This is a genomic window from Rhizobium yanglingense (genome assembly GCF_977109285.1).
In genome coordinates this window covers 30,433-52,093 of sequence record NZ_CDSAWY010000004.1, presented here as the reverse complement: position 1 = coordinate 52,093, position 21,661 = coordinate 30,433, and the positions used below count along the sequence as shown (strand labels likewise).

General features: G+C 59.6%; 23 protein-coding genes and 1 pseudogene. 6 read left to right on the top strand and 18 right to left on the bottom strand.

What is annotated here, in order from left to right; translation table 11 throughout:
- Positions 1–46: 46 nt before the first annotated feature.
- From rseP to ACW4PC_RS05030, 10 genes are all read right to left on the bottom strand, one after another.
- Positions 47–1,180, bottom strand: a complete 1,134-nt coding sequence (rseP, locus tag ACW4PC_RS05075) for an RIP metalloprotease RseP (RefSeq protein ID WP_455873046.1) — start codon at positions 1,178–1,180, stop codon at positions 47–49.
- Positions 1,181–1,209: 29 nt separating this feature from the next.
- On the bottom strand, positions 1,210–2,046 hold the full coding sequence (locus ACW4PC_RS05070; protein ID WP_455873045.1) for a phosphatidate cytidylyltransferase: 837 nt from the start codon (positions 2,044–2,046) through the stop codon (positions 1,210–1,212).
- 3 nt (positions 2,047–2,049) lie between these two features.
- Positions 2,050–2,793, bottom strand: a complete 744-nt coding sequence (locus tag ACW4PC_RS05065; RefSeq protein ID WP_039844800.1) for an isoprenyl transferase — start codon at positions 2,791–2,793, stop codon at positions 2,050–2,052.
- 34 nt (positions 2,794–2,827) lie between these two features.
- Complete coding sequence (gene frr / locus ACW4PC_RS05060) at positions 2,828–3,388, bottom strand: ribosome recycling factor (RefSeq protein WP_455873044.1); 561 nt, start codon at positions 3,386–3,388, stop codon at positions 2,828–2,830.
- Positions 3,389–3,441: 53 nt separating this feature from the next.
- A complete protein-coding gene (gene pyrH / locus ACW4PC_RS05055; protein WP_022715485.1) occupies positions 3,442–4,164 on the bottom strand; it encodes a UMP kinase in 723 nt (240 codons plus the stop codon).
- 95 nt (positions 4,165–4,259) lie between these two features.
- Complete coding sequence (gene tsf / locus ACW4PC_RS05050) at positions 4,260–5,186, bottom strand: translation elongation factor Ts (protein WP_074067979.1); 927 nt, start codon at positions 5,184–5,186, stop codon at positions 4,260–4,262.
- Positions 5,187–5,428: 242 nt separating this feature from the next.
- Positions 5,429–6,193: a 30S ribosomal protein S2 gene (gene rpsB, locus ACW4PC_RS05045; RefSeq protein ID WP_022715483.1), complete on the bottom strand. Its 765-nt coding sequence runs from the start codon at positions 6,191–6,193 to the stop codon at positions 5,429–5,431.
- A 188-nt stretch (positions 6,194–6,381) separates the two neighbouring features.
- Positions 6,382–7,026 carry a metallophosphoesterase family protein gene (locus ACW4PC_RS05040; protein ID WP_455873043.1) on the bottom strand — a complete coding sequence of 215 codons (645 nt, stop codon included), beginning with the start codon at positions 7,024–7,026 and terminating at the stop codon, positions 6,382–6,384.
- Positions 7,027–7,077: 51 nt separating this feature from the next.
- The gene (locus tag ACW4PC_RS05035; protein ID WP_455873042.1) at positions 7,078–7,788 is read right to left on the bottom strand and encodes a pentapeptide repeat-containing protein; all 711 of its coding nucleotides are present in this window, start codon (positions 7,786–7,788) and stop codon (positions 7,078–7,080) included.
- Positions 7,789–7,931: 143 nt separating this feature from the next.
- On the bottom strand, positions 7,932–8,771 hold the full coding sequence (locus ACW4PC_RS05030; protein WP_455873041.1) for a cell envelope integrity EipB family protein: 840 nt from the start codon (positions 8,769–8,771) through the stop codon (positions 7,932–7,934).
- Positions 8,772–8,908: 137 nt separating this feature from the next.
- Here ACW4PC_RS05030 and ACW4PC_RS05025 point away from each other — a divergent pair, with 137 nt between their 5' ends.
- From ACW4PC_RS05025 to ACW4PC_RS05010, 4 genes are all read left to right on the top strand, one after another.
- Entirely contained in the window at positions 8,909–9,379 is a 471-nt protein-coding gene (locus tag ACW4PC_RS05025; protein ID WP_455873040.1) for a RidA family protein, read from the top strand.
- Positions 9,376–10,095 carry a glycerophosphodiester phosphodiesterase gene (locus ACW4PC_RS05020; RefSeq protein ID WP_455873039.1) on the top strand — a complete coding sequence of 240 codons (720 nt, stop codon included), beginning with the start codon at positions 9,376–9,378 and terminating at the stop codon, positions 10,093–10,095. The genes ACW4PC_RS05025 and ACW4PC_RS05020 overlap by 4 nt, the downstream gene beginning before the upstream one ends.
- Positions 10,096–10,173: 78 nt before the next feature.
- Positions 10,174–11,364: a GNAT family N-acetyltransferase gene (locus ACW4PC_RS05015; protein WP_455873038.1), complete on the top strand. Its 1,191-nt coding sequence runs from the start codon at positions 10,174–10,176 to the stop codon at positions 11,362–11,364.
- Positions 11,365–11,417: 53 nt separating this feature from the next.
- Positions 11,418–11,849, top strand: coding sequence for an HIT family protein (locus tag ACW4PC_RS05010; protein WP_074070251.1), 432 nt, complete (start codon positions 11,418–11,420; stop codon positions 11,847–11,849).
- A 349-nt stretch (positions 11,850–12,198) separates the two neighbouring features.
- On the opposite strand, the pseudogene clpA reads toward ACW4PC_RS05010, so the two are convergent.
- The 7 genes and pseudogenes from clpA to ACW4PC_RS04975 form a co-directional block, all read right to left on the bottom strand.
- Positions 12,199–14,686 (bottom strand): annotated as a pseudogene (gene clpA, locus ACW4PC_RS05005) (ATP-dependent Clp protease ATP-binding subunit ClpA).
- A 10-nt stretch (positions 14,687–14,696) separates the two neighbouring features.
- Positions 14,697–15,050 (bottom strand): ATP-dependent Clp protease adapter ClpS, encoded by a 354-nt coding sequence (gene clpS / locus ACW4PC_RS05000; RefSeq protein ID WP_027509391.1) that lies wholly within the window; start codon positions 15,048–15,050, stop codon positions 14,697–14,699.
- A gap of 260 nt (positions 15,051–15,310) precedes the next feature.
- Positions 15,311–15,679 (bottom strand): phasin family protein, encoded by a 369-nt coding sequence (locus ACW4PC_RS04995; protein ID WP_455873037.1) that lies wholly within the window; start codon positions 15,677–15,679, stop codon positions 15,311–15,313.
- Positions 15,680–15,918: 239 nt separating this feature from the next.
- Positions 15,919–16,338 carry a DUF3597 domain-containing protein gene (locus ACW4PC_RS04990; protein WP_455873036.1) on the bottom strand — a complete coding sequence of 140 codons (420 nt, stop codon included), beginning with the start codon at positions 16,336–16,338 and terminating at the stop codon, positions 15,919–15,921.
- A 158-nt stretch (positions 16,339–16,496) separates the two neighbouring features.
- Positions 16,497–16,700 carry a DUF3126 family protein gene (locus ACW4PC_RS04985; protein WP_022715471.1) on the bottom strand — a complete coding sequence of 68 codons (204 nt, stop codon included), beginning with the start codon at positions 16,698–16,700 and terminating at the stop codon, positions 16,497–16,499.
- 136 nt (positions 16,701–16,836) lie between these two features.
- Positions 16,837–17,667 (bottom strand): serine O-acetyltransferase, encoded by an 831-nt coding sequence (gene cysE / locus ACW4PC_RS04980; RefSeq protein WP_039844787.1) that lies wholly within the window; start codon positions 17,665–17,667, stop codon positions 16,837–16,839.
- Between the two features lie 126 nt (positions 17,668–17,793).
- Positions 17,794–18,579, bottom strand: coding sequence for an alpha/beta fold hydrolase (locus ACW4PC_RS04975; protein WP_455873608.1), 786 nt, complete (start codon positions 18,577–18,579; stop codon positions 17,794–17,796).
- 157 nt (positions 18,580–18,736) lie between these two features.
- On the opposite strand from ACW4PC_RS04975, the gene ACW4PC_RS04970 reads away from it, so the two are divergent.
- Positions 18,737–18,982, top strand: coding sequence for a zinc-finger domain-containing protein (locus ACW4PC_RS04970; RefSeq protein WP_028739675.1), 246 nt, complete (start codon positions 18,737–18,739; stop codon positions 18,980–18,982).
- Between the two features lie 23 nt (positions 18,983–19,005).
- A complete protein-coding gene (locus ACW4PC_RS04965) occupies positions 19,006–20,154 on the top strand; it encodes an FAD-dependent monooxygenase (protein ID WP_455873035.1) in 1,149 nt (382 codons plus the stop codon).
- On the opposite strand, the gene ACW4PC_RS04960 is transcribed toward ACW4PC_RS04965, so the two are convergent.
- Positions 20,155–21,345 (bottom strand): cystathionine beta-lyase, encoded by a 1,191-nt coding sequence (locus ACW4PC_RS04960; RefSeq protein ID WP_455873034.1) that lies wholly within the window; start codon positions 21,343–21,345, stop codon positions 20,155–20,157.
- Positions 21,346–21,661: the final 316 nt, after the last annotated feature.

Below are 21,661 nucleotides of genomic sequence, written 5' to 3'. Positions count from 1 at the left end.
CTTTGAAACATCGTAAATAAACGGTAATTTCGCCTCACCGCGCGCGTTAACCTATCAAGGCGCTAATGTCATTCCAGGTAGCAAAAACCATCAGTGAAAGGACCATAGCCAGACCAATGCGAAATGCAATTTCCTGGGCCGATGCCCCTAAAGGCTTACCCCTCACCGCCTCAATCGCATAGAACATCAAATGCCCGCCATCAAGTACCGGAACAGGCATCAAATTCAGTAATCCGATGGAAACGGACAACACCGCGGCAAGCTGAAGCAGGGCTGCAACACCGAGCGTTGCCATCTGGCCGGACGCCTGGGCCACGCGGATCGGTCCGCCGAGCTGATCGGGCTTCATGTAGCCCGCGAAAAGATTGCCGATATATTTGAAGGTGCCGGTGACGATATGCCAGGTCTGAACGGCGCCTTCCTCCAAGGCTGCGAGCGGCGTATATGTCTGCACGCGGAAATGGCCGACCTCCTGGTTCGTCACGATGCCGATCAGGCCGATCTCCATCTTGTTGCCGAACTGGTCCGTCATGTCGGTGCGCTTCGGCACCATCGGCAGGTCCATCTTCTCGCCGCTCCGCTCGATGGTAACGACGATCCGCTGTTCCGGGCGAACGCTGACATAGCGGCGCACATCGTCGAACGTATCGACCTTCCCGCCGTCGATTGCGATCAGCAGGTCACCGGGCAGGATTCCCGCCTCCGCGGCAGCGCTCTCCGGCTTCACTTCGGCGACGACCGGATCGGCGATCGAGCGGCCGTAGATCGAGAAAAGAACCGCAAAGATGATGATCGCCAGCAGGAAGTTGGCGATGGGACCTGCGGCCACCGTCGCTGCGCGCTTCCAGAGCTTCGCGCCGGCAAATGAGCGCGCTCTATCCGCTTCCGACATCGATTCGAGCTTATCCATGTCCGGCTTGCTCGAGGCGTCCTCGTCGCCGAAGAAGCGCACATAGCCGCCAAGCGGGATCGCCGAGATCTTCCAGCGCGTTCCATGCCGATCGGTAATGCCCGCAAGCTCTGGTCCAAAGCCCACAGAAAAAGCGAGCACGCGGATGCCACTCCAGCGGCCGACCAGATAGTGGCCCATCTCGTGCACGAAAACGAGCAGCGAGAGGACCAGAACAAACGGAATGATATAACCCGTCAGAAAGCCGAATATGCCGGTCATGCCTTCCATAAATCCTTCCGCTGCGCCCAGCGCAGATATCAGAACCCGAACAAAGCGGCGCCTAGCGGCGCCATGCCGTCACCCTTTATCAGGGAAAATAATGTCGCGAGCAAGAAGGCTGCAAAACAAGCGAATATCAGCCCGTCGACGCGATCCATCACGCCACCGTGTCCCGGAATGAGATGACTGGAATCCTTCACACCGAATCGCCGCTTGATGAAGGATTCGAAGAGATCGCCTGCCTGGCTGCAGACGGAAAGAATGAAGGCGACGGCGGCCGCCATCAGCCAGTCCGCCTCGGGAATGAAGACGTAGGCGATGACGCTGCCCGCAATCACAGCCGAAACCGCGCCGCCCAAAGCGCCAGATTGCGTCTTTCCCGGCGAAATCCTCGGTGCGAGCTTTGGCCCGCCAACTGCTCGGCCGACGAAATAGGCAAGGATGTCAGTTGCCCAGACCACCGCGAAGACGAAGAGCATGGCTTGCAGCCCTGCAGCGTCCCCGCCCCGGATTTCGGCGAGTGCGATGCCGGTCAGTCCGGCATAGACGATGCCAGCCGGAAACCAGCGGCTGGCGCTCTGCGCCGCCACGAAGCCGACAGCAATCGCAAAAAAGAAGACAAGCAGGCTCAACGCAAAATCGAAGCGTCCGAGCAGGATTGCAGCCGCGATGGCCGCCTGCCCCACCCAGCCTGCCACATTCGCGACCGGCTGTTCGGTTTGCAGCCGCGTGATTGTCGACCATTCATAATAGATAAGCAGGGCAATTACCGCCGAGAGCAGGCGGAAGGCGAAGCCGCCGTACCAGGTCACCGCGAGCACGATGATTGCCAGAATGACACCGGAGACAATGCGGAGTTTCAGTTCCTGCTGCATCAATCAGGTGCCTACTGCCGCGGCCTGCGGCGACAGGCCGCCAAATCGGCGGTCGCGCGCCGCGAACTTCTCGAGCGCGGCGTAGAAGAGCTCCCGGCCGAAATCCGGCCAGTATTCCGGCACGAAGACGAATTCGGAATAAGCGGCCTGCCACAAAAGGAAGTTCGAAAGGCGCTCCTCGCCGCTGGTGCGAATGATTAGATCGGGATCGGGAATGCCGGCCGTATCCAGCCGGGCATTGACGAGCTCGGGTGTGATCTCCCGGGCTCGCAGCCGCCCGGCCTCGACATCCTCGGCAAGGCTCACCATAGCTCTCGCGATCTCGTCGCGCGAGCCGTAGTTGAAAGCGATGACCAGCGTCAGCGCGGTATTGTCCCGCGTCGTCTCTTCGGCTTCGAGCAGGAGGTTGAGGATATCGCTGCGAAGACTATGCCGGTCGCCGATGATCCTGATCCGCACATTCTGCGCATGCAGTTCGGCGAGGTCGCGCCGAATGAAGGCCTTGAGCAATCCCATGAGGTCCGAGACCTCCGCTTCCGGCCGGCGCCAGTTCTCCGAAGAAAAGGCAAAGAGCGTCAGGTACTTGATGCCGGCATCGCCTGCGGCGCGCACGGTCTCGCGAACGGCTTCCACACCTTTGCGGTGACCCATCGCGCGCGGCAGCCCTCGCTGCTTTGCCCAACGGCCGTTGCCATCCATGATGATAGCAACATGTTCTGGCATACTCAAGAATACTGGTTCCGACATTTCCCGTCCGGTCTCCAGGGGCGCAGGCAAAGCCCTAGACCTGCATGATTTCCTTTTCCTTGTCGGCAAGCAAGCGATCGATCTCGGAAATCATCTCATCCGTCATCTTCTGCACACGATCTGATTGCGCCCGGCTTTCGTCCTGGCTTATGACACCGTCCTTTTCGGCTTTCTTAAGGCCGTCCATGCCGTCGCGGCGTACATGGCGGATCGCAACCTTGCTTTTCTCGGCGTAGTCATGCGCGACCTTGACCAGCGACTTGCGACGCTCTTCGTTGAGTTCCGGCAAAGGAATGCGCAGGTTCTGGCCGTCGACGATCGGGTTGAGTTCGAGGTTTGACTCGCGGATCGCACGTTCCGTCGCGCTTACCATCGACTTGTCCCAGACGGATACCGAAAGCATGCGCGGCTCCGGCACGGTGATATTGGCGACCTGATTGAGCGGCAAGCGCGAACCATAGGCCTCGACCGTCACCGGGTCCAGGATGTTGGCCGAGGCGCGGCCGGTACGCAGCGACGCGATATCGTGTTTGAATGCGGAAATCGCGCCGTCCATGCGGCGCTTCAGTTCCTTGATGTCTGTAGCTTCAGTCATGCTCAATACTCCTGTCAGTCGAAGACGCGCGGCCTCGCAGCGCCGTCTCTCTATCAGTTGTCCGATACGATGGTCTTGAGGCCACCGCCCGTCAAGATTTCAGCAAAACCGCCTTTCTCGTGGATCGAGAAGACGATGATCGGAATTGAATTTTCGCGCGCGAGGGCGACAGCCGCGACGTCCATCACGGCAAGGCCCTTGTCGAGCACTTCCTGGTGCGTCAGCCGGTCGAAGCGCGTGGCAAACGGATCCTTCTTCGGGTCGGCGGAATAGATTCCGTCCACCTGGGTGCCCTTGAAGATCGCTTGGGCGCCCATCTCGGCGGCTCGAAGCGCTGCGGCAGAATCGGTCGTGAAAAACGGATTGCCGGTGCCGCCCGCGAAGATGACCACGCGGCCCATCGACAGATGGTAGAGCGTCGCGCGCTGCGAGAAGCTCTCGCAGAGTTCCGGCATGGAGATTGCCGAAAGCACGACCGTATCGATGTTCAGCTTGCGCAGCGACGTTGCGAGCGCCAGCGCGTTGATCACGGTACCGAGCATGCCCATGTGGTCGCCCGTCACTCGGTCGCCGCCCTTGGAGGCGACGGCTACGCCGCGGAAGATATTGCCGCCGCCGACGACAACACCGACTTCGACGCCCATCTGGCGGGCTTCGGCGATATCCGACGCGATGCGGTCCGCTACCGCAACGTCGATACCGAATCCCTGGCTACCCATGAGCGCTTCGCCGGAAGCCTTGAGTAGAACGCGTTTATAGACAGGCTCTGACGACATCTTGGCTCCTCGTATGTTGGCATGATTGCCGGATACACGAAGGGCATCGCGTTGTCACGCGATGCCCTGCCGTTTTCACATTATATGAGGTTTTATCAGCCCTTGGCGGCAGCCGCGACTTCGGCTGCGAAGTCGGTTTCTTCCTTCTCGACGCCTTCGCCTAGCAGCAGGCGTGCCATGCCGGTGATCTCGATCGGCGCACCGACGGTCTTTTCAGCTTCCTTGAGTGCGGCACCGACCGTCAGGTCCGGATTGATGACGAAAGCCTGGGAAACCAGCGCGACTTCTTCGAAGAACTTGCGCATGCGGCCTTCAACCATCTTTTCGATGATGTTGTCGGGCTTGCCGGAAGCGCGCGACTGCTCGATGAAGACGTTGCGTTCGCGCTCGGCGACAGCAGCGTCGACTTCTTCCGGACGGATGGCGAGCGGCGAGGTCGCAGCGATGTGCATGGCGATCTGGCGGCCGATGGCGTTCAGCGCCTCCTTGTTGCCGGTCGACTTCAGCGCAACCAGAACGCCCAGCTTGCCGAGGCCGTCGGAAACGGCGTTGTGGATGTAGGTGGCGACGACGCCGTCCTCGACGGAGAGGGCAATCGAGCGGCGCAGGTTCATGTTTTCGCCGATGGTCGCGATCGCATCCTTGATCGTGTCAGCAACGGACTTGCCGGAAGCCGGATAGGTCGCGGCTGCGACGGCCTCGACTGAACCGTTGGTCGAAACGGCAACCTTTGCGATGCCACGGACGAGATCCTGGAAGGCGTCGTTACGGGCAACGAAGTCGGTTTCGGAATTGACTTCGACCACGACGGCCTTGGTGCCTTGGCTGGCAACGCCGACGAGACCTTCGGCGGCGGTGCGGCCCGACTTCTTGTCAGCCTTGGCGATGCCCTTGGCGCGCAGCCAGTCGATCGCCGCTTCCATGTCGCCATTGGTTTCAGCGAGAGCCTTCTTGCAGTCCATCATGCCTGCGCCGGTCTTTTCGCGCAGTTCCTTCACCATTGCAGCCGTAATCTCGGTCATAAGCTTCCTCTTGTCGGTTTACGGTGGTCCGCAAAATGCTCTGCGCCACCGGATTGAGGCACGAAATGTACCTTTATGTATGACAGCGTGATGAAGACGCGCCATATCAGAACTCGTTGGGCGGACCGGCCTGAACCTACCGCCCTAAAAAGGTCAAGGCCGCCGGAGCTTCGCAAAGTCTCGCGCGGCCTTTCCCAATCCAGTCAAGCTGGACGGACCTTTAGGCCCGTCCCGCCTGTTTATCAGGCTTGAGCCTCGTCGAGCGTCGGCTCGATCGGAGCTTCAACGGAAGCGCCAAGGTCGCGGCCCGATGCGCTCTGCTGACGGGCGATACCGTCGATAGCGGCGCGGGAGATCAGGTCGCAGTAGAGAGCGATCGCGCGCGAAGCGTCGTCGTTGCCCGGGATCGGATAGTCGATCAGGTCCGGATCGCAGTTCGAGTCGATGATTGCGACAACCGGGATGCCGAGGCGCTTGGCTTCGTCGATCGCGATCTTTTCCTTGTTGGTATCGATGATGAACATCAGGTCCGGGGTACCGCCCATGTCCTTGATACCACCAAGAGCCTTGTCGAGCTTTTCCCGCTCGCGCTCGAGGTTCAGACGTTCCTTCTTGGTGAAGCCCTGGGCTTCGTTGGAAAGGATTTCGTCGAGCTTGCGCAGACGCTGGATCGAGTTGGAGATCGTCTTCCAGTTCGTCATCATGCCGCCGAGCCAGCGAGAGTTGACGTAGTACTGGGCAGAACGCTTGGCCGAGTCAGCGATGAGCTCGGAAGCCTGGCGCTTGGTACCGACGAAGAGAACGCGGCCGCCACGGGCGACAGTGTCGCTGACAACCTGCAGCGCGCGCGAAAGCATCGGAACGGTCTGAGCCAGATCGATGATGTGGATGTTGTTACGATCGCCGAAAATGTACGGCTTCATCTTCGGGTTCCAGCGATGGGTCTGGTGGCCGAAGTGAACACCAGCTTCCAGAAGCTGGCGCATAGAAAAATCAGGCAATGCCATGCCTTTGACTCCTTTTCCGGTTGAACCTCCGCAAGGCGAACAGCATCCTCTTCGAAGATGCCACCGGCGGAACAATCCGGATTTCTCCCGGACGATCCCATGCCTTACGTGTGGAATGCGGCTGCCCTTACCGTCGATCCGCCGAAAATGCAAGGCGTTCGCTCAAAAAAACTGGCATCTGACTGCCCCTAGCCCCGCACTTGGATAAACTCGACCGGTCCGCCGGCCAGCGAATCTTCAAACACGGCGCAGGAAAGCGGACCGCCGAACACGCATCCGCTGTCGATGTTCGTGCGGTTGCCAACGGTCAGGGGATTCGCGTCCGAGGGCGTGTGTCCATGACACAGGTGTTTTCCCCAATAGTCCGCTGAATAGTCGTCGGGAACCCGAAGCCAGAGCAGGTCTTGGGGGGCCTGCATCTCCAGTGGCAAATCCGGAACAACGCCGGCATGCACAAAGATCCGGTGGCGATCGGCATACATCAACGACAGCTGACTGGCCCACAGCATATGGTTTGCGGCTACTTTGCCCCCATAGGAAAGCTCCGTTTCAATCCCGCCGTTTTCCAACCACCAGATACGCTCGTCATCGTGAGCGCAGGCGCGCAGCATCATGTCCTCGTGGTTGCCCTTCAGACATACCCATCGCCAGGCTTCGCTGCCCGATCCGTTCATCAGGAGATCGATCACTCCCTTGCTGTCAGGGCCGCGGTCGATATAGTCGCCGATGAAAACCACCGTGCCGGCGCGTGCGTATGTCCCGATGCGATCAAGCATATCTCTCAACGGCTCCAGGCAGCCATGGATGTCGCCAACCGCAAATGTGAAATTCATGCCGCGCCTCCCGCGGGACATTGATTTGATTGCCACCGTTTGCGCGCTCACTCAGTCCGTTGCGCAGGGCCAGTTCTTTGGCATCGTAAGACCGGAAGGAAGCTTGGTCGACGTATCGCCGCAGGCGAGTTCGATCTGCGACTGCTGAAGCCCGGTTGCAGCGGAGAGATCGAGCCCCTCTATTCTCGTCAGGAACATGAAGGCGCGATCGAAATCGATCGAACCTTCGAAGCTCGCGCCGCTGAGAACGGCGCGGGAGAGATTGGCAAGCGCAAACCTGGCTCCGGTCAATACGGCCGTTTCAAAAGTCGCGCGCCCGAGCTCGGCCTTTTCGAAGTTCGCACCTGAAAGCTGTGCGCCAGTGAAATCCGCGCGCTGCAGCTCTGCGCTGATGAAGGAAGCGCGCTGCACCGACGCATTCTGGAACACGACCCGGTAGGCTTCGATCTTGTCGAATTTGGCCTCATCGGCCTTTGCACCTTCAAGCCAAGCCCGTATCAGGGTCGCTTTCTCGAGGTTTGCCGAGGCAAGGTTCGCATTCTTGAGGCTGGTCTGCGACAGATCCGTGCCTGTGAGACTGGCTTTTTCGAAGTCGCTGCCTTCAAGCATCAGGTTCTTCTTGGTGCATTCGCTCCAGTCAACGCCTTTGCTAGGCGTGTCGTGGCAATCGGCGGCCATCACATGACCGCCCGATACCGCGGCTGCAGCAGCAAGGAGCGCCACCGCAAGACCTGAACGTGCAATCCGTGACAAGTTCTTCATATCCCACCCCCTATCGGTCCCGCCCCGTCAACGGCGGCAGGCCCGGGCAGGACAACGACCGTCCTGCACTTCTATTATGCACCAGAAAAAGAGAAATAGGGCATAACACGTTGTTTAAGATGCGCCTCAATGCCGCCAGCGGTTCACTTGCAGGTGTCGGCCTTCTTATCCAGCATTTCCAGCTTCGCGAGCCTGCCGGTCAGAACGAAATCACCATAATCCATGGTGAGATCGCGCGTAATGCCGTTCTCATAAAGCTTGAATGACATGCGATAGACCGGTAGCGCGTCTGATTTCGTATTCTCGTTGAAATAGGAGATCGTCACCGGCCAGACGGCCGTCTTGGAAAACGCGCCGGCATTGCCCGCATCCGCCTCGTCACCGGCAACCGGCGTAATTTGCTTGCCGACCACGGTCGTCGTCGCCAGGGGCTTGTCCCCATCGTCCGAGCCATCGAAGACGCGGGCTTCAAAGAAACGCCTGCCCGCCTTGGCATTCTCGATCACGTCGAGCATGTGCTCGGTCGGGAAGCGGCTTTCGGCAAGCTGCAGTTCCTTGCTTTGAGGGCGGGTCAGATCGACAGTCACGCCGTCCGGCTTGTCGTTTGCCTCGCCGTTGACTTCCTTGTCGAGCTGATCATCCGTGAAAGACTTCGTTTCGAAGGTGAAGCGGCGGTCCTTCACGTTTTCAAAGGTCTTCGTCTGCTGGTCGCTGACGCGTGTGCTGTCGCCGGTGTTGATCTGCGTCACGAAGCGGAAATTGGTGGTGAAGCCGTCGCAATAATTGCCGTTGAATTCGTAGACCATGCGGCCGTACATGCCGGCGATGCCAGAGCGCTCGGTCGCGTCCTTCAGTTCGAGATCGTAGATCGCCCGGTGGGCGACAAGACCGGAGGCGATCGCAGCGCCGGAGGCAGGCGCGGCCGCCCAAACACTTGTTGCAACGCCGGCAAGAAGAAGGGCGGCAAGACTCGGTCGGAACATCCATAATCTCCTGTTGGACTCGGCCGCGATGTTATAAGAACGCTTTCGGCCAAATCGAGGCTTGAAACCGTCATACGCACGATTCTAGTCCCGATGCATAATTTTTTGAAGAACTGAAACAAAAAGCGGAGACGAAAATGTCGATTGAAATCGCGGCCCGCCTGACGGAAATGGGGATAACTCTGCCGGAAGCCGCCGCACCCGCTGCCAATTATGTTCCCTATGTGATCAGCGGCAACCTTCTCTATATTTCCGGCCAGCTTCCTCTCGAAGGCGGCAAGGTCGCCGTGAGCGGCCATCTTGGCAGGAATGTCGACGTTCCCGCCGGCCAGCGCGGCGCGGAGCTTTGCGCCATCAACATTCTCGCTCAGGCGAAGGCTGCACTCGGCGGCGATCTCGGCCGCATCAAGCGCGTCATCAAGCTCACCGGCTTCGTCGCCTCTACCCCGGAATTCGTCGAACAGCATCTTGTCATCAACGGTGCATCAAACCTGATCGCCGGCGTCCTCGGCGAGGCCGGAAAGCATGCCCGTGCCGCCGTCGGCATGGCGGCGCTGCCGCTCAACGCCGCCGTCGAAATCGATGCCATCTTGGAAATTGCGTCATGACCTCCGCCGCCTGGATCAAGGAACTGCCGGTCGCCCATCGCGGCTACCACGACACCAACAAGCTCGTCTGGGAAAATACGCTCACCGCCTTTGCTCGCGCCGTCGAAGCCGGCTTCGCGATCGAATGCGATCTCCATTATGCCTCCGATGGCGTGCCGATCATCTTTCATGACGAGAACCTCGAACGTCTCTGTAGCATAAAGGGCGATATCCGCGATCGCACCTCCAGGGAACTCGGCCTGCTGTCCGTCGGCGGCACGGCCGACAAGATCCCGACGCTCAGGCAATTGCTCGATCTCGTGAAGGGCAAGGTTCCGCTCGTCCTCGAACTCAAGGGGCGCGAGGCGGATGACGAGGGCTTTGCCGAAGCGGTGGTCGAAGTGCTGGAAGGCTATGACGGCAAGGTCGCGCTCATGAGCTTCGACCATTGGCTGCTGCGCGACCTCAAAGCCTTGAACGCGCCCTACCCGCTCGGCCTTACCGCCGGCGGCAACAAGCCGGAAGAATTCGCGAACCACGAACGAGCCATGGAAATCGGCCTCGATTTCATCTCCTATTTCTTCGCCGATCTGCCGAATGCCTTCATCACCGGCCAGCGCGCGAAGGGCATCCCGGTTATCACCTGGACGGTCCGCGACGAGAAGGCGCGCAAGCACACCGTCGAGAATGCCGATCAGATGACGTTCGAAGGTTTCGATCCCCGCGGTTCGGTTTGACGCTCGCTTTTTGGACAAGATCGTGCGCAGACTGAAGGGGAGCCAATATCCTCCTCCCAAGGGCCTCGCATTTGCTCCATGACAGACGAACTATCGATCCGCGTCGAACGGTCCTTCACCGCGATCTCCCCGGAGAGCTGGTCCCGGCTTTCCGGAACGTCCAAGGAAGGCAAGGCGCTCGCCTATAATCCCTTCCTGTCCCACGCCTTCCTCTCCGCGCTCGAAGAGTCAGGCTCCGCCACCGCGCAAACCGGCTGGCTCGGCCATCATCTGCTGCTTGAGACGGACAGGGGCGAGCTGATCGGCGCCCTGCCCGGTTATCTGAAGAATCACAGCCAGGGCGAATACGTCTTCGACCACGGCTGGGCAGATGCTTTCGAGCGCGCCGGCGGGCGCTATTATCCGAAGCTGCAATGTTCGATCCCGTTCACGCCGGCGACCGGTCCGCGCTTGCTCGTTGCCGAGGGCCTTGAACGGCGGCCGATCCAGAACGCCGTTGCCGAGGGCCTGAAGGAAGTCGTCCGTCGCCTCGGCGTCTCATCGGCGCACGTCACATTCGTGCCTGAAGACGAGATCGGCGTCTTCGAGACGGACGGCTACCTGCACCGGACCGACCAGCAGTTCCATTTCATCAACGAGGGCTATGCCAATCACGAGGAATTCCTCGAAACGCTGGCCTCGCGCAAGCGCAAGGCGCTGCGCAAGGAGCGCCGCACGGCGCTCGAAAACGGCATCAGTATCGACTGGCTGACCGGCAGCGATCTCACCGAGCGCATCTGGGATCAGTTCTTCGCTTTCTACATGGATACCGGCGGCCGCAAATGGGGGCGGCCATACCTGACCCGCAAGTTCTATTCGCTGATCGGCGAGCGTATGCCCGAAGATGTCCTGCTGGTGATGGCCAAGCGCAACGGCCGCTATATCGCGGGCGCCATCAACTTTGTCGGCGGCGATACGCTCTACGGCCGCCACTGGGGCTGCGTCGAAGACCATCCCTTCCTGCATTTCGAGGTCTGTTATCATCAGGCGATCGACTTCGCGCTCGCCAAGGGCCTGAAGCGCGTCGAGGCGGGCGCGCAGGGCGAGCATAAGCTCGCGCGCGGTTACCTGCCGGTGACAACACATTCGGCGCACTATGTCGCCCATGCCGGCCTGCGGCGCGCGATTGCCGACTATCTGGAACGCGAACGCGAGGACGTCGAGCACATGAACGAGATCCTCGCCGAGCACAGTCCGTTCCGCAAAGGCGAGCGGCGGCAGGAGGATTGACGCTCGCGCCTTTGCTGCGCTACCCGATCACCGGAGAACGAGGAGATTTCGAGATGACCAGCGCCGCTTACGACGACAGCAATATCTTCGCCAAGATCCTGCGCGGCGAAATCCCGTCGCACCGCATCTACGAGGACGAGCATACGGTAGCCTTCATGGACGTCATGCCGCAGGCCCCCGGCCATGTCCTGGTCGTGCCGAAGGCGCCGTCGCGCAATATTTTCGACGCCGACCCCACGGTCCTCGCGCAGACGATTCCCGTCGTCCAGAAGATCGCGAAGGCCGTGAAAGAGGCCTTCGATGCCGACGGTGTCCTGGTTTGCCAATTCAACGAACCGGCCGCCGGCCAGAGCGTCTTCCACTTGCACTTCCACGTCATCCCGCGCCACGAAGGCGTTGCTCTCAAGCCGCATTCCGGCAAGATGGAGGATGGCGGCGTGCTTGCCGCGAATGCCGAAAAGATAAAGGGTGAGCTTGGGAACTAGCTTCAGGACCTATTAGTTTTGAAGAGCCCGTCGAATGACTGCGGCGAGCCTAGCCTTGACCGTTCCGAACGTCGAGCAGCTGAGATCGGTCAACATCGGCGTACACGTGTCAGGAAGAAAAGGCTCTTCAGCCATATCAGTCAGTCCGGTGGAGGTCCACGTAGGTTTCCCGCCTATCGATTTTCGGCGGGTTCGCGACCTCCCGCCAGGCGTCCAGAGACTGCTGATCGCGCCAAAGCTCAAAGATGTTGACACGCACTGTTGGAGCGGCTTTGCGCCCCGAAAAAAAACTTAGAAAAATCAAAGGCCGCATCGCTGCGGCCTTCTTCATTCACGCCACGGCGACGGACTACTTCCTCCGCGGTACCTTCGGCACTGCACTCGCCTTCTTGGGTGCATCCCTGACCTCAGCCTTCGCCTTCTTCACCGCCGTCTTCTTGGCTTTTGCCTTCGTCTTCAGCTCGCCGTCATCCTCGTCGTCGGTTTCCGGATGAACGGTTTCGGCTTCCGGCTTCGGCTTGATCGGCGCGGATTCGGGGATCGCTTCGAGGATGATACCGGGCTTGCCGTCTTCCTTCGGGCCGACGGTGACGTTCACGACGCCGCCCTTCTTCAGCTTGCCGAAGAGGATTTCGTTCGCCAGCGGCTTCTTGATCGCATCCTGAATGACGCGGGCAAGCGGGCGGGCTCCCATCTTCTCGTCGTAACCCTTTTCCGCAAGCCAGTCGATCGCTTCCTCCTGCAGGTCGAAAGTGACGTTGCGTTCAGAAAGCTGAGCCTCCAGCTGCATGATAAACTTCTGCACGACCTTGTGGATGACGGCCGTAGGCAGTGACGCGAAGGGAATGATCGCGTCGAGACGGTTGCGGAATTCCGGCGTGAACAGGCGGGTCAGCGCCTCCTCATCCTCGCCGGTGCGCTTGGACGAACCGAAGCCGATTGCGGCCTTGGCCATTTCCGACGCGCCCGCATTGGTCGTCATGATCAAGATGACATTGCGGAAGTCGATCTTCTTGCCGTTATGGTCGGTCAGCGCGCCGTGGTCCATGACCTGCAGCAGGATATTGTAGATATCCGGATGCGCCTTCTCGATCTCGTCGAGAAGGACCACGCAATGCGGATGCTGGTCGACCCCGTCGGTCAAAAGCCCACCCTGGTCGAAGCCAACATAGCCGGGAGGTGCGCCGAGCAGGCGAGAAACCGTGTGCCGTTCCATATATTCCGACATGTCGAAGCGCAGCATCTCGACGCCGAGCGACGACGCGAGCTGCTTGGCCACTTCCGTCTTGCCGACACCGGTCGGGCCGGAGAAGACGTAGGCGCCGATCGGCTTGTTCGGTTCGCGGAGCCCGGCACGCGCCAGCTTGATCGAGGTCGAAAGGGCCTCGATTGCCGTATCCTGGCCGTAGACCACCGAGCGCAGTTCCTGCTCCAGGTTGGCGAGGACGGCTTCGTCGTCCTTCGAAACGCTCTTTGGCGGAATGCGGGCCATCGTCGCGACCGTCGCCTCGATCTCCTTTTCGGTAATCAGCTTGCGGCGCCTGGATGGCGGCAGCAGCATCTGAGCGGCACCCGTTTCATCGATGACGTCGATGGCCTTGTCAGGCAGCTTGCGGTCGGAAATATAGCGGGCCGACAGCTCGACCGCCGACTTGATGGCGTCGTTCGAATAGCGCAGGTGGTGGTACTCTTCGAAATAAGGCTTCAGGCCCTTCATGATTTCGATCGCATCATCGATCGACGGCTCGTTGACATCGATCTTCTGGAAACGGCGAACCAAAGCCCGGTCCTTCTCGAAGAACTGGCGGTATTCCTTGTAGGTCGTCGAACCGATGCAGCGGATCGCGCCGGACGAAAGCGCCGGCTTCAGAAGGTTCGATGCATCCATCGCGCCGCCAGAGGTGGCGCCCGCACCAATGACGGTATGGATTTCGTCGATGAAGAGCACGGCCCCCGGATATTCTTCGAGTTCCTTGACGACCTGCTTCAGGCGCTCTTCAAAATCGCCACGGTAACGCGTGCCGGCAAGCAGCGTGCCCATGTCGAGCGAGAAGATGGTGGCGTCGGCGAGTGCTTCTGGCACCTTGCCTTCGACGATGCGCTTGGCGAGGCCCTCAGCAATCGCCGTCTTGCCCACACCCGGATCGCCCACATAAAGCGGGTTGTTCTTGGAGCGGCGGCACAGCACCTGGATCGTACGGCTGACTTCCGAGTTACGGCCGATCAACGGATCGATCTTGCCGCTCTTGGCCTTCTCGTTGAGATTGACGCAATAGGCCTTCAGAGCATCCTGCTGCTTCTTGGCGCTGCCTTCATCCTCACCGCCGCGCGATGCAGTCGGCTTGCTTTCCGCTTCCTCGTCGGCGCCCCGCGGCGTGCGCACTTCCGAAGAGCCCGGGCGCTTGCCGATTCCGTGGGAGATGTAGTTGACCGCGTCGTATCGGGTCATTTCCTGCTCCTGCAGGAAATAGGCCGCGTGGCTTTCGCGCTCGGCAAAGATCGCGACAAGGACATTTGCCCCCGTCACTTCTTCGCGGCCGGACGATTGCACATGGATCACGGCACGCTGGATGACGCGCTGGAAGCCGGAGGTTGGCTTGGAGTCCTCGTCATATCCGGTGACCAGATTGGAAAGTTCGTTGTCGACGTATTCGATCAGCGTCTTGCGCAGCGCGTCGAGGTCGACATTGCATGCACCCATGACAGCTGCCGCATCGGCATCGTCAATCAAGGCGAGCAGCAGATGCTCGAGCGTCGCATATTCGTGATGCCGCTCGTTGGCAAAGGTCAGTGCCTGATGGAGCGCCTTCTCAAGACTCAGGCGAAAATGTTGGCACGTTGAGATCCTCACTTCTTTTCCATGACGCACTGCAGCGGATGCTGGTGCTGACGGGCGAAGTCCATCACCTGGCTTACCTTCGTCTCCGCTACCTCGTATGTAAATATCCCGCATTCGCCGACGCCGTGGTTATGGACATGAAGCATGATGCGGGTGGCACTTTCACGATCCTTCTGAAAGAAACGCTCCAGAATGTGGATGACGAATTCCATGGGAGTGTAGTCGTCATTCAGGATGAGCACGCGGTAGAGATTGGGCTTCTTGGTCTTCGGCTTTGTGCGTGTGATGACCGAGGTTCCGCGATTTCCGTTGTCCCCGTTCCTTTCGCTGTCGTTCTGCATCCGGATCGGCTTTGCGATCATTGTCATTCATTCCTCGGTCTATCCGGTGGTGCATGGGAGGCTGCTTTACCCGCCGGATATCTGAAACACTAACTTAGTTCATAATAGAGCGATTTTAAGCCCCTTGTTTGCGACTGCAATCACAATTCCGCAGGACTCGACGCAAAGACCAAAAAAGTCCCACTCGAATTCTTGAAGGGCTTCTGGAAACAAAAAAGACCGGCCGCAGATGCGTTGCCGGTCTTCGTTTTTCAAGGGGTGCGCTGTTCGCACCATCGCATTTACGCAGCTGCGGGCGTCACCTGAGGAGCCTTGGGCGACTTCGCGGACGGAGCCGATACCGGCGGTTCGTAAGGCTTATAGGCGCCCTTGGCGAGATCGGCGTACATTTCCCCCATCTTCGTCGCCTCGGCGATAAAACTCTCGTAGGAAGACTTGATGAAGCCGGTCTGCAATTCGAAGACCGTTTCGAAGCTTCGGGCGCCCGAGAGCGTCTCGAAATGATTGACGGCGTCCTGGAAGGATTTCTTGGAATATTCGGCAGCTTCGGTGGCGATCGCCTGGACGCCCTTGGCCGTGTCGGAATAGCTCTTCAGCATCGTGTCCATGGCTTCCTTGCTCTTCCGGCTCGTGTCGTCGAAGTTGAACATGTTCGTCTCCTCCTTTTGTGGTACTGGCTGCTGCAAAAGGTAGCTGCGTCGCACAAATAGTCAAGCGATTTTGTGCGTTGCACAACTACCGGAGATTGCATGACGCTGCTCTAAAGCGACTTGAAAAAAGAGCAACGTACGTCGCCGATTGATTTTCAAAACATATATCAGGGGTCCACAACCTGAGGCTTCATAAAAAATCTCGCGAAGCCACAATCTTGAGGTCGGCAAAGGCTGTCTCAATCCATCAGATCTGCGGGAACCTTGCCGCCATTTTCGGACAGCTTCTTCATGAGCGCCTTGTGAAGAAACATATTCATTTTGGCGGAATTGCCTGTGTCTCCCGAATATCCGAGCTCCGCGGCAAGTTCCTTGCGCTCGGAAAGGCTCGCATCCATACCGACCGCTTTCATCAGGTCGACGATCGAGTGCCGCCAATCCAGCTTCTGTCCGCTTTTTTTGACGGCAGCATCGAGAATCGGAACGATATCGACCGTCGCGATCGCGGGCGCGGTCGTTGGGGTTACGGATGGTGCTGCCGATGGCGCCGCCGGCCTCTGCGCAGGTTCCATTTTCGGCGCGGCCGCCGCCTCGGTCACCGGTGCTGCCTGCGCTTCGCCGCCGAAAATCGCGTTCTTGATTTTATCGAAAATACCCACGTCTCATCCTCCAATTTAGTTCGGTTGCATTCGCAGAAACTAAAATGGGGCGGAGGACGAACTCATCCAGCGCGGATGGCTAAATTGTTGCCGAGCAGGCTGCCGACGAGCCGAGCCGTCCGGCAAGGCAAGCCGCAATGATGCGGCCCGCCCTAGGATCAGAGATCGACGTCGAGGATCGCCATCGAAAAGTTGTAGGAACGATCGCCGTCTTCGTCGTCGACATAGACGACACCCAGGAATTCTTCGCCGAGATAAACTTCCGCGGAATCATCCTTGCGCGGGCGCGCCTTGACGACGATCTGCGGATTGAGCGTCTTCTTGAAATAGGCGTCGAGCTTCTTGAGTTCTTCAGGCTTCACACTTGGTCTCCTAGCGGTCTTCGTTGGCCGCTTCTTGCACAGGAAAAGCGGAGCTGTAAAGGTTGCCGCGGCATATCTGCCCCGGCTTTCCCCTCAGGATTTCGCCAGCTTTTCCGTTCTGACAAATATAATCGGATCAGATATCGGCGCCGATCACCTGGTCCATGATGCGCGACGGTTCCGAACACCCGGCCTCCCCGACCACCTTCGCCGGCACGCCGGCAACCGTCGTCTTCGGCGGGACGGCCTTTAGAACGACCGAGCCGGCCGCCACGCGCGAGCAATAGCCGATCTGGATATTGCCGAGAATCTTCGCGCCCGCACCGATAAGCACGCCGCTGCCGATCTTCGGATGACGGTCAGCACCCTCCTTGCCCGTGCCGCCAAGCGTGACGCCATGCAGGATCGAGACGTTGTCGCCGATCACCGCCGTTTCGCCGACGACGAGGCCGGTCGCGTGATCGAGGAAGATTCCCCGGCCGATGCGCGCTGCCGGATTGATGTCCGTCTGGAAGACGCTGGACGACCGGCTCTGCAGATAGAGCGCCAGATCCCGACGCCCGTGATTGAGCAGCCAGTGGGCCAGGCGATGCGTCTGCAGCGCATGGAATCCCTTGAAATACAGCACCGCCTCCATGAAGCGCAGGCATGCCGGGTCCCGGTCGTAGACGGCCTGAATATCGACGCGCAGGATATCGCTCCATTCCGGCCAGTCTTCGAGCATTCCGTCGAAGACCTGGCGAAGCAGCGTCGCCTGCATGTCGGGATGGTCGAGGCGTTCGCAGATACGATGAATGACGCATTCTTCCAGCGAACGGTGGTTGATCACCGTCGAATAGAGGAAAGCCGCCAGCACCGGATCCTTCTCGGCAGCAACACGCGCTTCTTCGCGCAGGCTGTCCCAGATTGGATCCATGACCTTCAGCGGGTTTGGTGCCTCAAAACGAACGTCAGTCTTCGCGACCATTCCAGGTCTCCTCGTTTCCGTCGAAACAACATTATATAGGGCATAATGTCCAGAACATAAATGGGTGCCGGTCCTATGCATTTTTAGGATGATTTTTCGGCAATCACGGCACTCTGAGACGGACTGTCACCGCCCGGCGACTCTCTCATAGAACTCGAGAACCGCCTTCTTGAATACCTTGTCTCCAACCGCCAACATATGGTCGCGGCCCGGAATGTCCAGCGCCTCGGCATGCGGCATCAAGCCCGCCAATTCCTGTGCCGAACCTGCAATATCGTCCTTTGTTCCAACGCCGATCAAAGTCGGCGCATCGATCCTGCCCATGTCGGCCCGCGCCACGAGATCGCGCGATCCCCGGATGCAGGAAGCGAGCGCCTGCCGGTCGCTCCTGGTCTGCTCGGCGAAGGCGCGGAACATGCGCCCGCGGGCATGCGTGACGTCGTCCAGCGAGGGCGCGAGCAGCGCATCGGCAATCGGATCCCAATCGCCGACGCCATCCGTCATCCCGATGCCAAGGCCGCCTAGCACCAGCGAACGCACGCGATGCGGATGGGCAAGCGCCGTGAAGACCGAAATCCGCGCGCCCATCGAGTAGCCCATGACACTGGCTTCCGGAATACCTAGATGGTCGAGTAGCGCCACGGCATCTCCCGCCATGATCCACGGCCGGTAGGCTTCGGCATCGTGGGGTTTGTCGCTTGCCCCGTGGCCGCGATTATCCATCGCGATCACGCGATAGCCTGCATCGCCCAGCGTCTTTACCCAGCCGGGATGCACCCAGTTGACGTTGGCGGTCGAAGCAAAACCATGAATGAGCAGCACCGGTGGGCCGTTGGGATCCCCTTCGTCGAAAAAGACGAGTTTCAGGCCGCCGTGGGTGAAACTGGAAAATGCGGGCGTATTCAGATTTATAGTGCCGTCCTTTTTGGCCCGGACCATATTTTATCGAGCAGCGGAGGTGAACCCTCGCCGCGCCAAAAAACCATGTGCCGTGCGGCGCTTTGGCTCTACACATTTGAGACGAAGGATTATAATGTCCGCGCACATTTCAAAGCATTCGGAGACAGACATGGCCGGCCACAACATTCCCCACTTCCAGAACGACGGCGGACACCGCGTGATCGAAGTCGGCGTGAAGGAGTTCATGTGCACCGGCGCATCCGTGCCCTTCGATCATCCGCACATCTTCATCGACATGGGCGACGACAACGAAAAGGTCTGCTCCTACTGTTCGACGCTTTATCGCTTCAATGGCGCGCTGAAGCCGAGCCAGACGAACCCGGCCGGTTGCGTCTTCCACGTCAAAGCAGCGTAAATTCACTCAAGATCGGACATCGGATGCCGGTCGAACACGCCGCCATCATCGGCGCCGGAACTGCGGGCCTGACCGCGGCTCTGGCCCTGGCTAAACGCGGCATCAGTTCGGATATTTTCGAGCAGGCTGCGGCGCTTGCAGAGGTCGGCGCCGGCCTGCAAATCTCGCCGAATGCCTCGCGCATCCTCGCAAAACTCGGCGTCCTGCAGGACATCGAAAAAGTCTGGCTCGAGCCGCAGTTCATTCGCCTTTTCTCCGGCGATACGCTCCGCCCGCTTGCGGCCGTGCCCGCAGGCGACTTCGCTCGCATCCGCTGGGGCGCTCCCTACGGCGTCCTGCACCGCGCGACGCTGCAGAGGGCGCTGCTTACGGCAGTCGAAGCAAACCCTCGTTGCACGATCCATCTCGGCCATCGGATCGCCCCGGGCGCGCTTCCTGAAACCACCCGCCGGCCGGATGTAATCATCGGTGCCGACGGCGTCTGGTCGAAGCTGCGGCAGTCGATCAGGGGCAGTCCCTCGCCGCACTTTTCCGGCGACATAGCCTATCGCTTCACGATCGCCGGCAATTCCGCGCCCGCGTTCCTCGATCGCGCCAATGTCTCGGCATTCCTCGGGCCGTCGGCCCATCTCATCTGCTATCCGCTAAAGGAGGCCGGCAGCCTCAATCTCGTCGCCATCACAGCCGGCAATGCTGCGCCGCAGGACTGGCGCAACGATCCGACGGAGCAGCAATTGAAGCAGCTCTCATCGCGCTTTTCCGGATGGAGTGCCGATATCAAATCGCTGTTCGGTGACGCCCGGATTACCTTTTGGCCGCTCTACGAGGCGACGGAGGGCAACTGGCAAAACGGAAGTGACACCGTCCTTATCGGCGACGCGGCTCACGCCATGACGCCTTTTGCGGCCCAAGGCGCGGCGATGGCAATCGAAGATGCCTACGAGCTCGCGGCACTGCTTGCAACCCATCCTGTAAAGGAAGCTCTGCTTCGCTTCGAACAACAGCGCACACCGCGCGTCGCAAAAATTCGCAAGCGCGGCGCCTTCAACCGCTTCGCTTATCATGCCCGCGGTCCGGTGCGCATCGGCCGCGATATCGTTCTCTTGCTGAAGGCGCCGCAAAGACTCGCGGCGGATCTCGACTGGGTCTACGGCTACCGTCCGACCGACTGATCAGACGGCATTGGCGGCTGCAAAACCATGTTCGATATCGGCCTTGATGTCTACCACGTCTTCAAGACCGATCTGAAGCCGGATGACAGGCCCTTCCTGCGGCGCCTTGCGGATACGGCGATCATTGAGATTGACGTGGACTGCAAGGCTCTCGAAGCCGCCCCAGGAATACCCCAAGCCGAAGATCTGCAGTGCGTCGAGGAAGGCATGCGCCTTCGCCTTGAATTTCTCCGGCGCATCGGCTGCGAGCACGAATGAGAAGATACCGCTCGCTCCCTTGAAATCACGCTTCCAGAGTTCATGCGACGGGAAGCTTGGCAGAGCCGGATGCAGGACGCGCGCGACCTCCTCCCTGCCCTCAAGCCATTTGGCGATCGTCAGCGCGCTTTCATAGTGCCGCTCAAGCCGTACACCCATGGTGCGCAGGCCGCGTAGGATCTGATAGGCGTCGTCCGGAGCGCCGCAAATGCCGAGCGTGATATTGGCTTCCTTCAACTGCTCCCAATGCCTGGCATTGGCCGAAACCGTGCCCATCAGGATGTCGGAGTGGCCGGAGGGATATTTCGTCGCGGCATGGATCGAAATATCGACGCCGAAGTCGAGCGGCCGGAAATAGACCGGCGTCGCCCAGGTATTGTCCATTGCAACAACCGCGCCATGCTTGTGAGCGATTGCGGCAATTGCCGGAATGTCCTGCATTTCGAACGTATTCGACCCTGGGGCCTCGGTGTGCACCAGCTTCGTGTTCGGCTTGAAAAGCTGCTCGATGCCGGCGCCGATCGCCGGGTCGTAATATTCGACGTCGACGCCGAGACGCGTCAGCATCGTGTCGCAGAAATGCCGCGTCGGCGTATAGACCGAATCGACAATGAGAACATGATCGCCGGACGAGAGAAATGCGAGCAACGGCACCGTAACGGCGGCAAGGCCCGTAGGAACCAGAATGGTTCCGGCAGACCCCTCAAGTGCATTGATCGCATCGCAGAGCGCATCCGTCGTCGGCGTCCCGCGGGTGCCGTAAGTATATTTCTGCGACCGCGTCTCCATCGTCCTGGCATTGGGGAAGAGCACCGTAGAGGCATGGACGACCGGCGGATTGACGAAACCGAAGTAGTCCGAAGGATCGTTGCCGATATGCGTCAGTCGCGTATTGATGCCCGCGTTCTGCAGTAAATTGTCTCTGTCGTTCATAATCTGGAATGGCCCTTGGCGGAATGATGCAAAGCTGCACTTCTGGACCCGCCCCGCAAAACGGTCAACCCCGAGCTCGGACTACACAAATTCTCCAGTTCGTTACTTTAGCAGATATATCAGTGGATTACGCGAGAATTTTCCGCAAAGGGCTGCTCATTTCCTGCTCAAATGCCTATCAAGGCGGCGCATTTTACCAAAATGCCAATTTCTGCCGCAATTGTGAACCGCGACACTTGACCGTGGTGATATTTGCGACTGTGATAGAACCGCTCGCGCCGGGAGGGTGTCGAGAATTGGGGGGCGAATGGTTTGC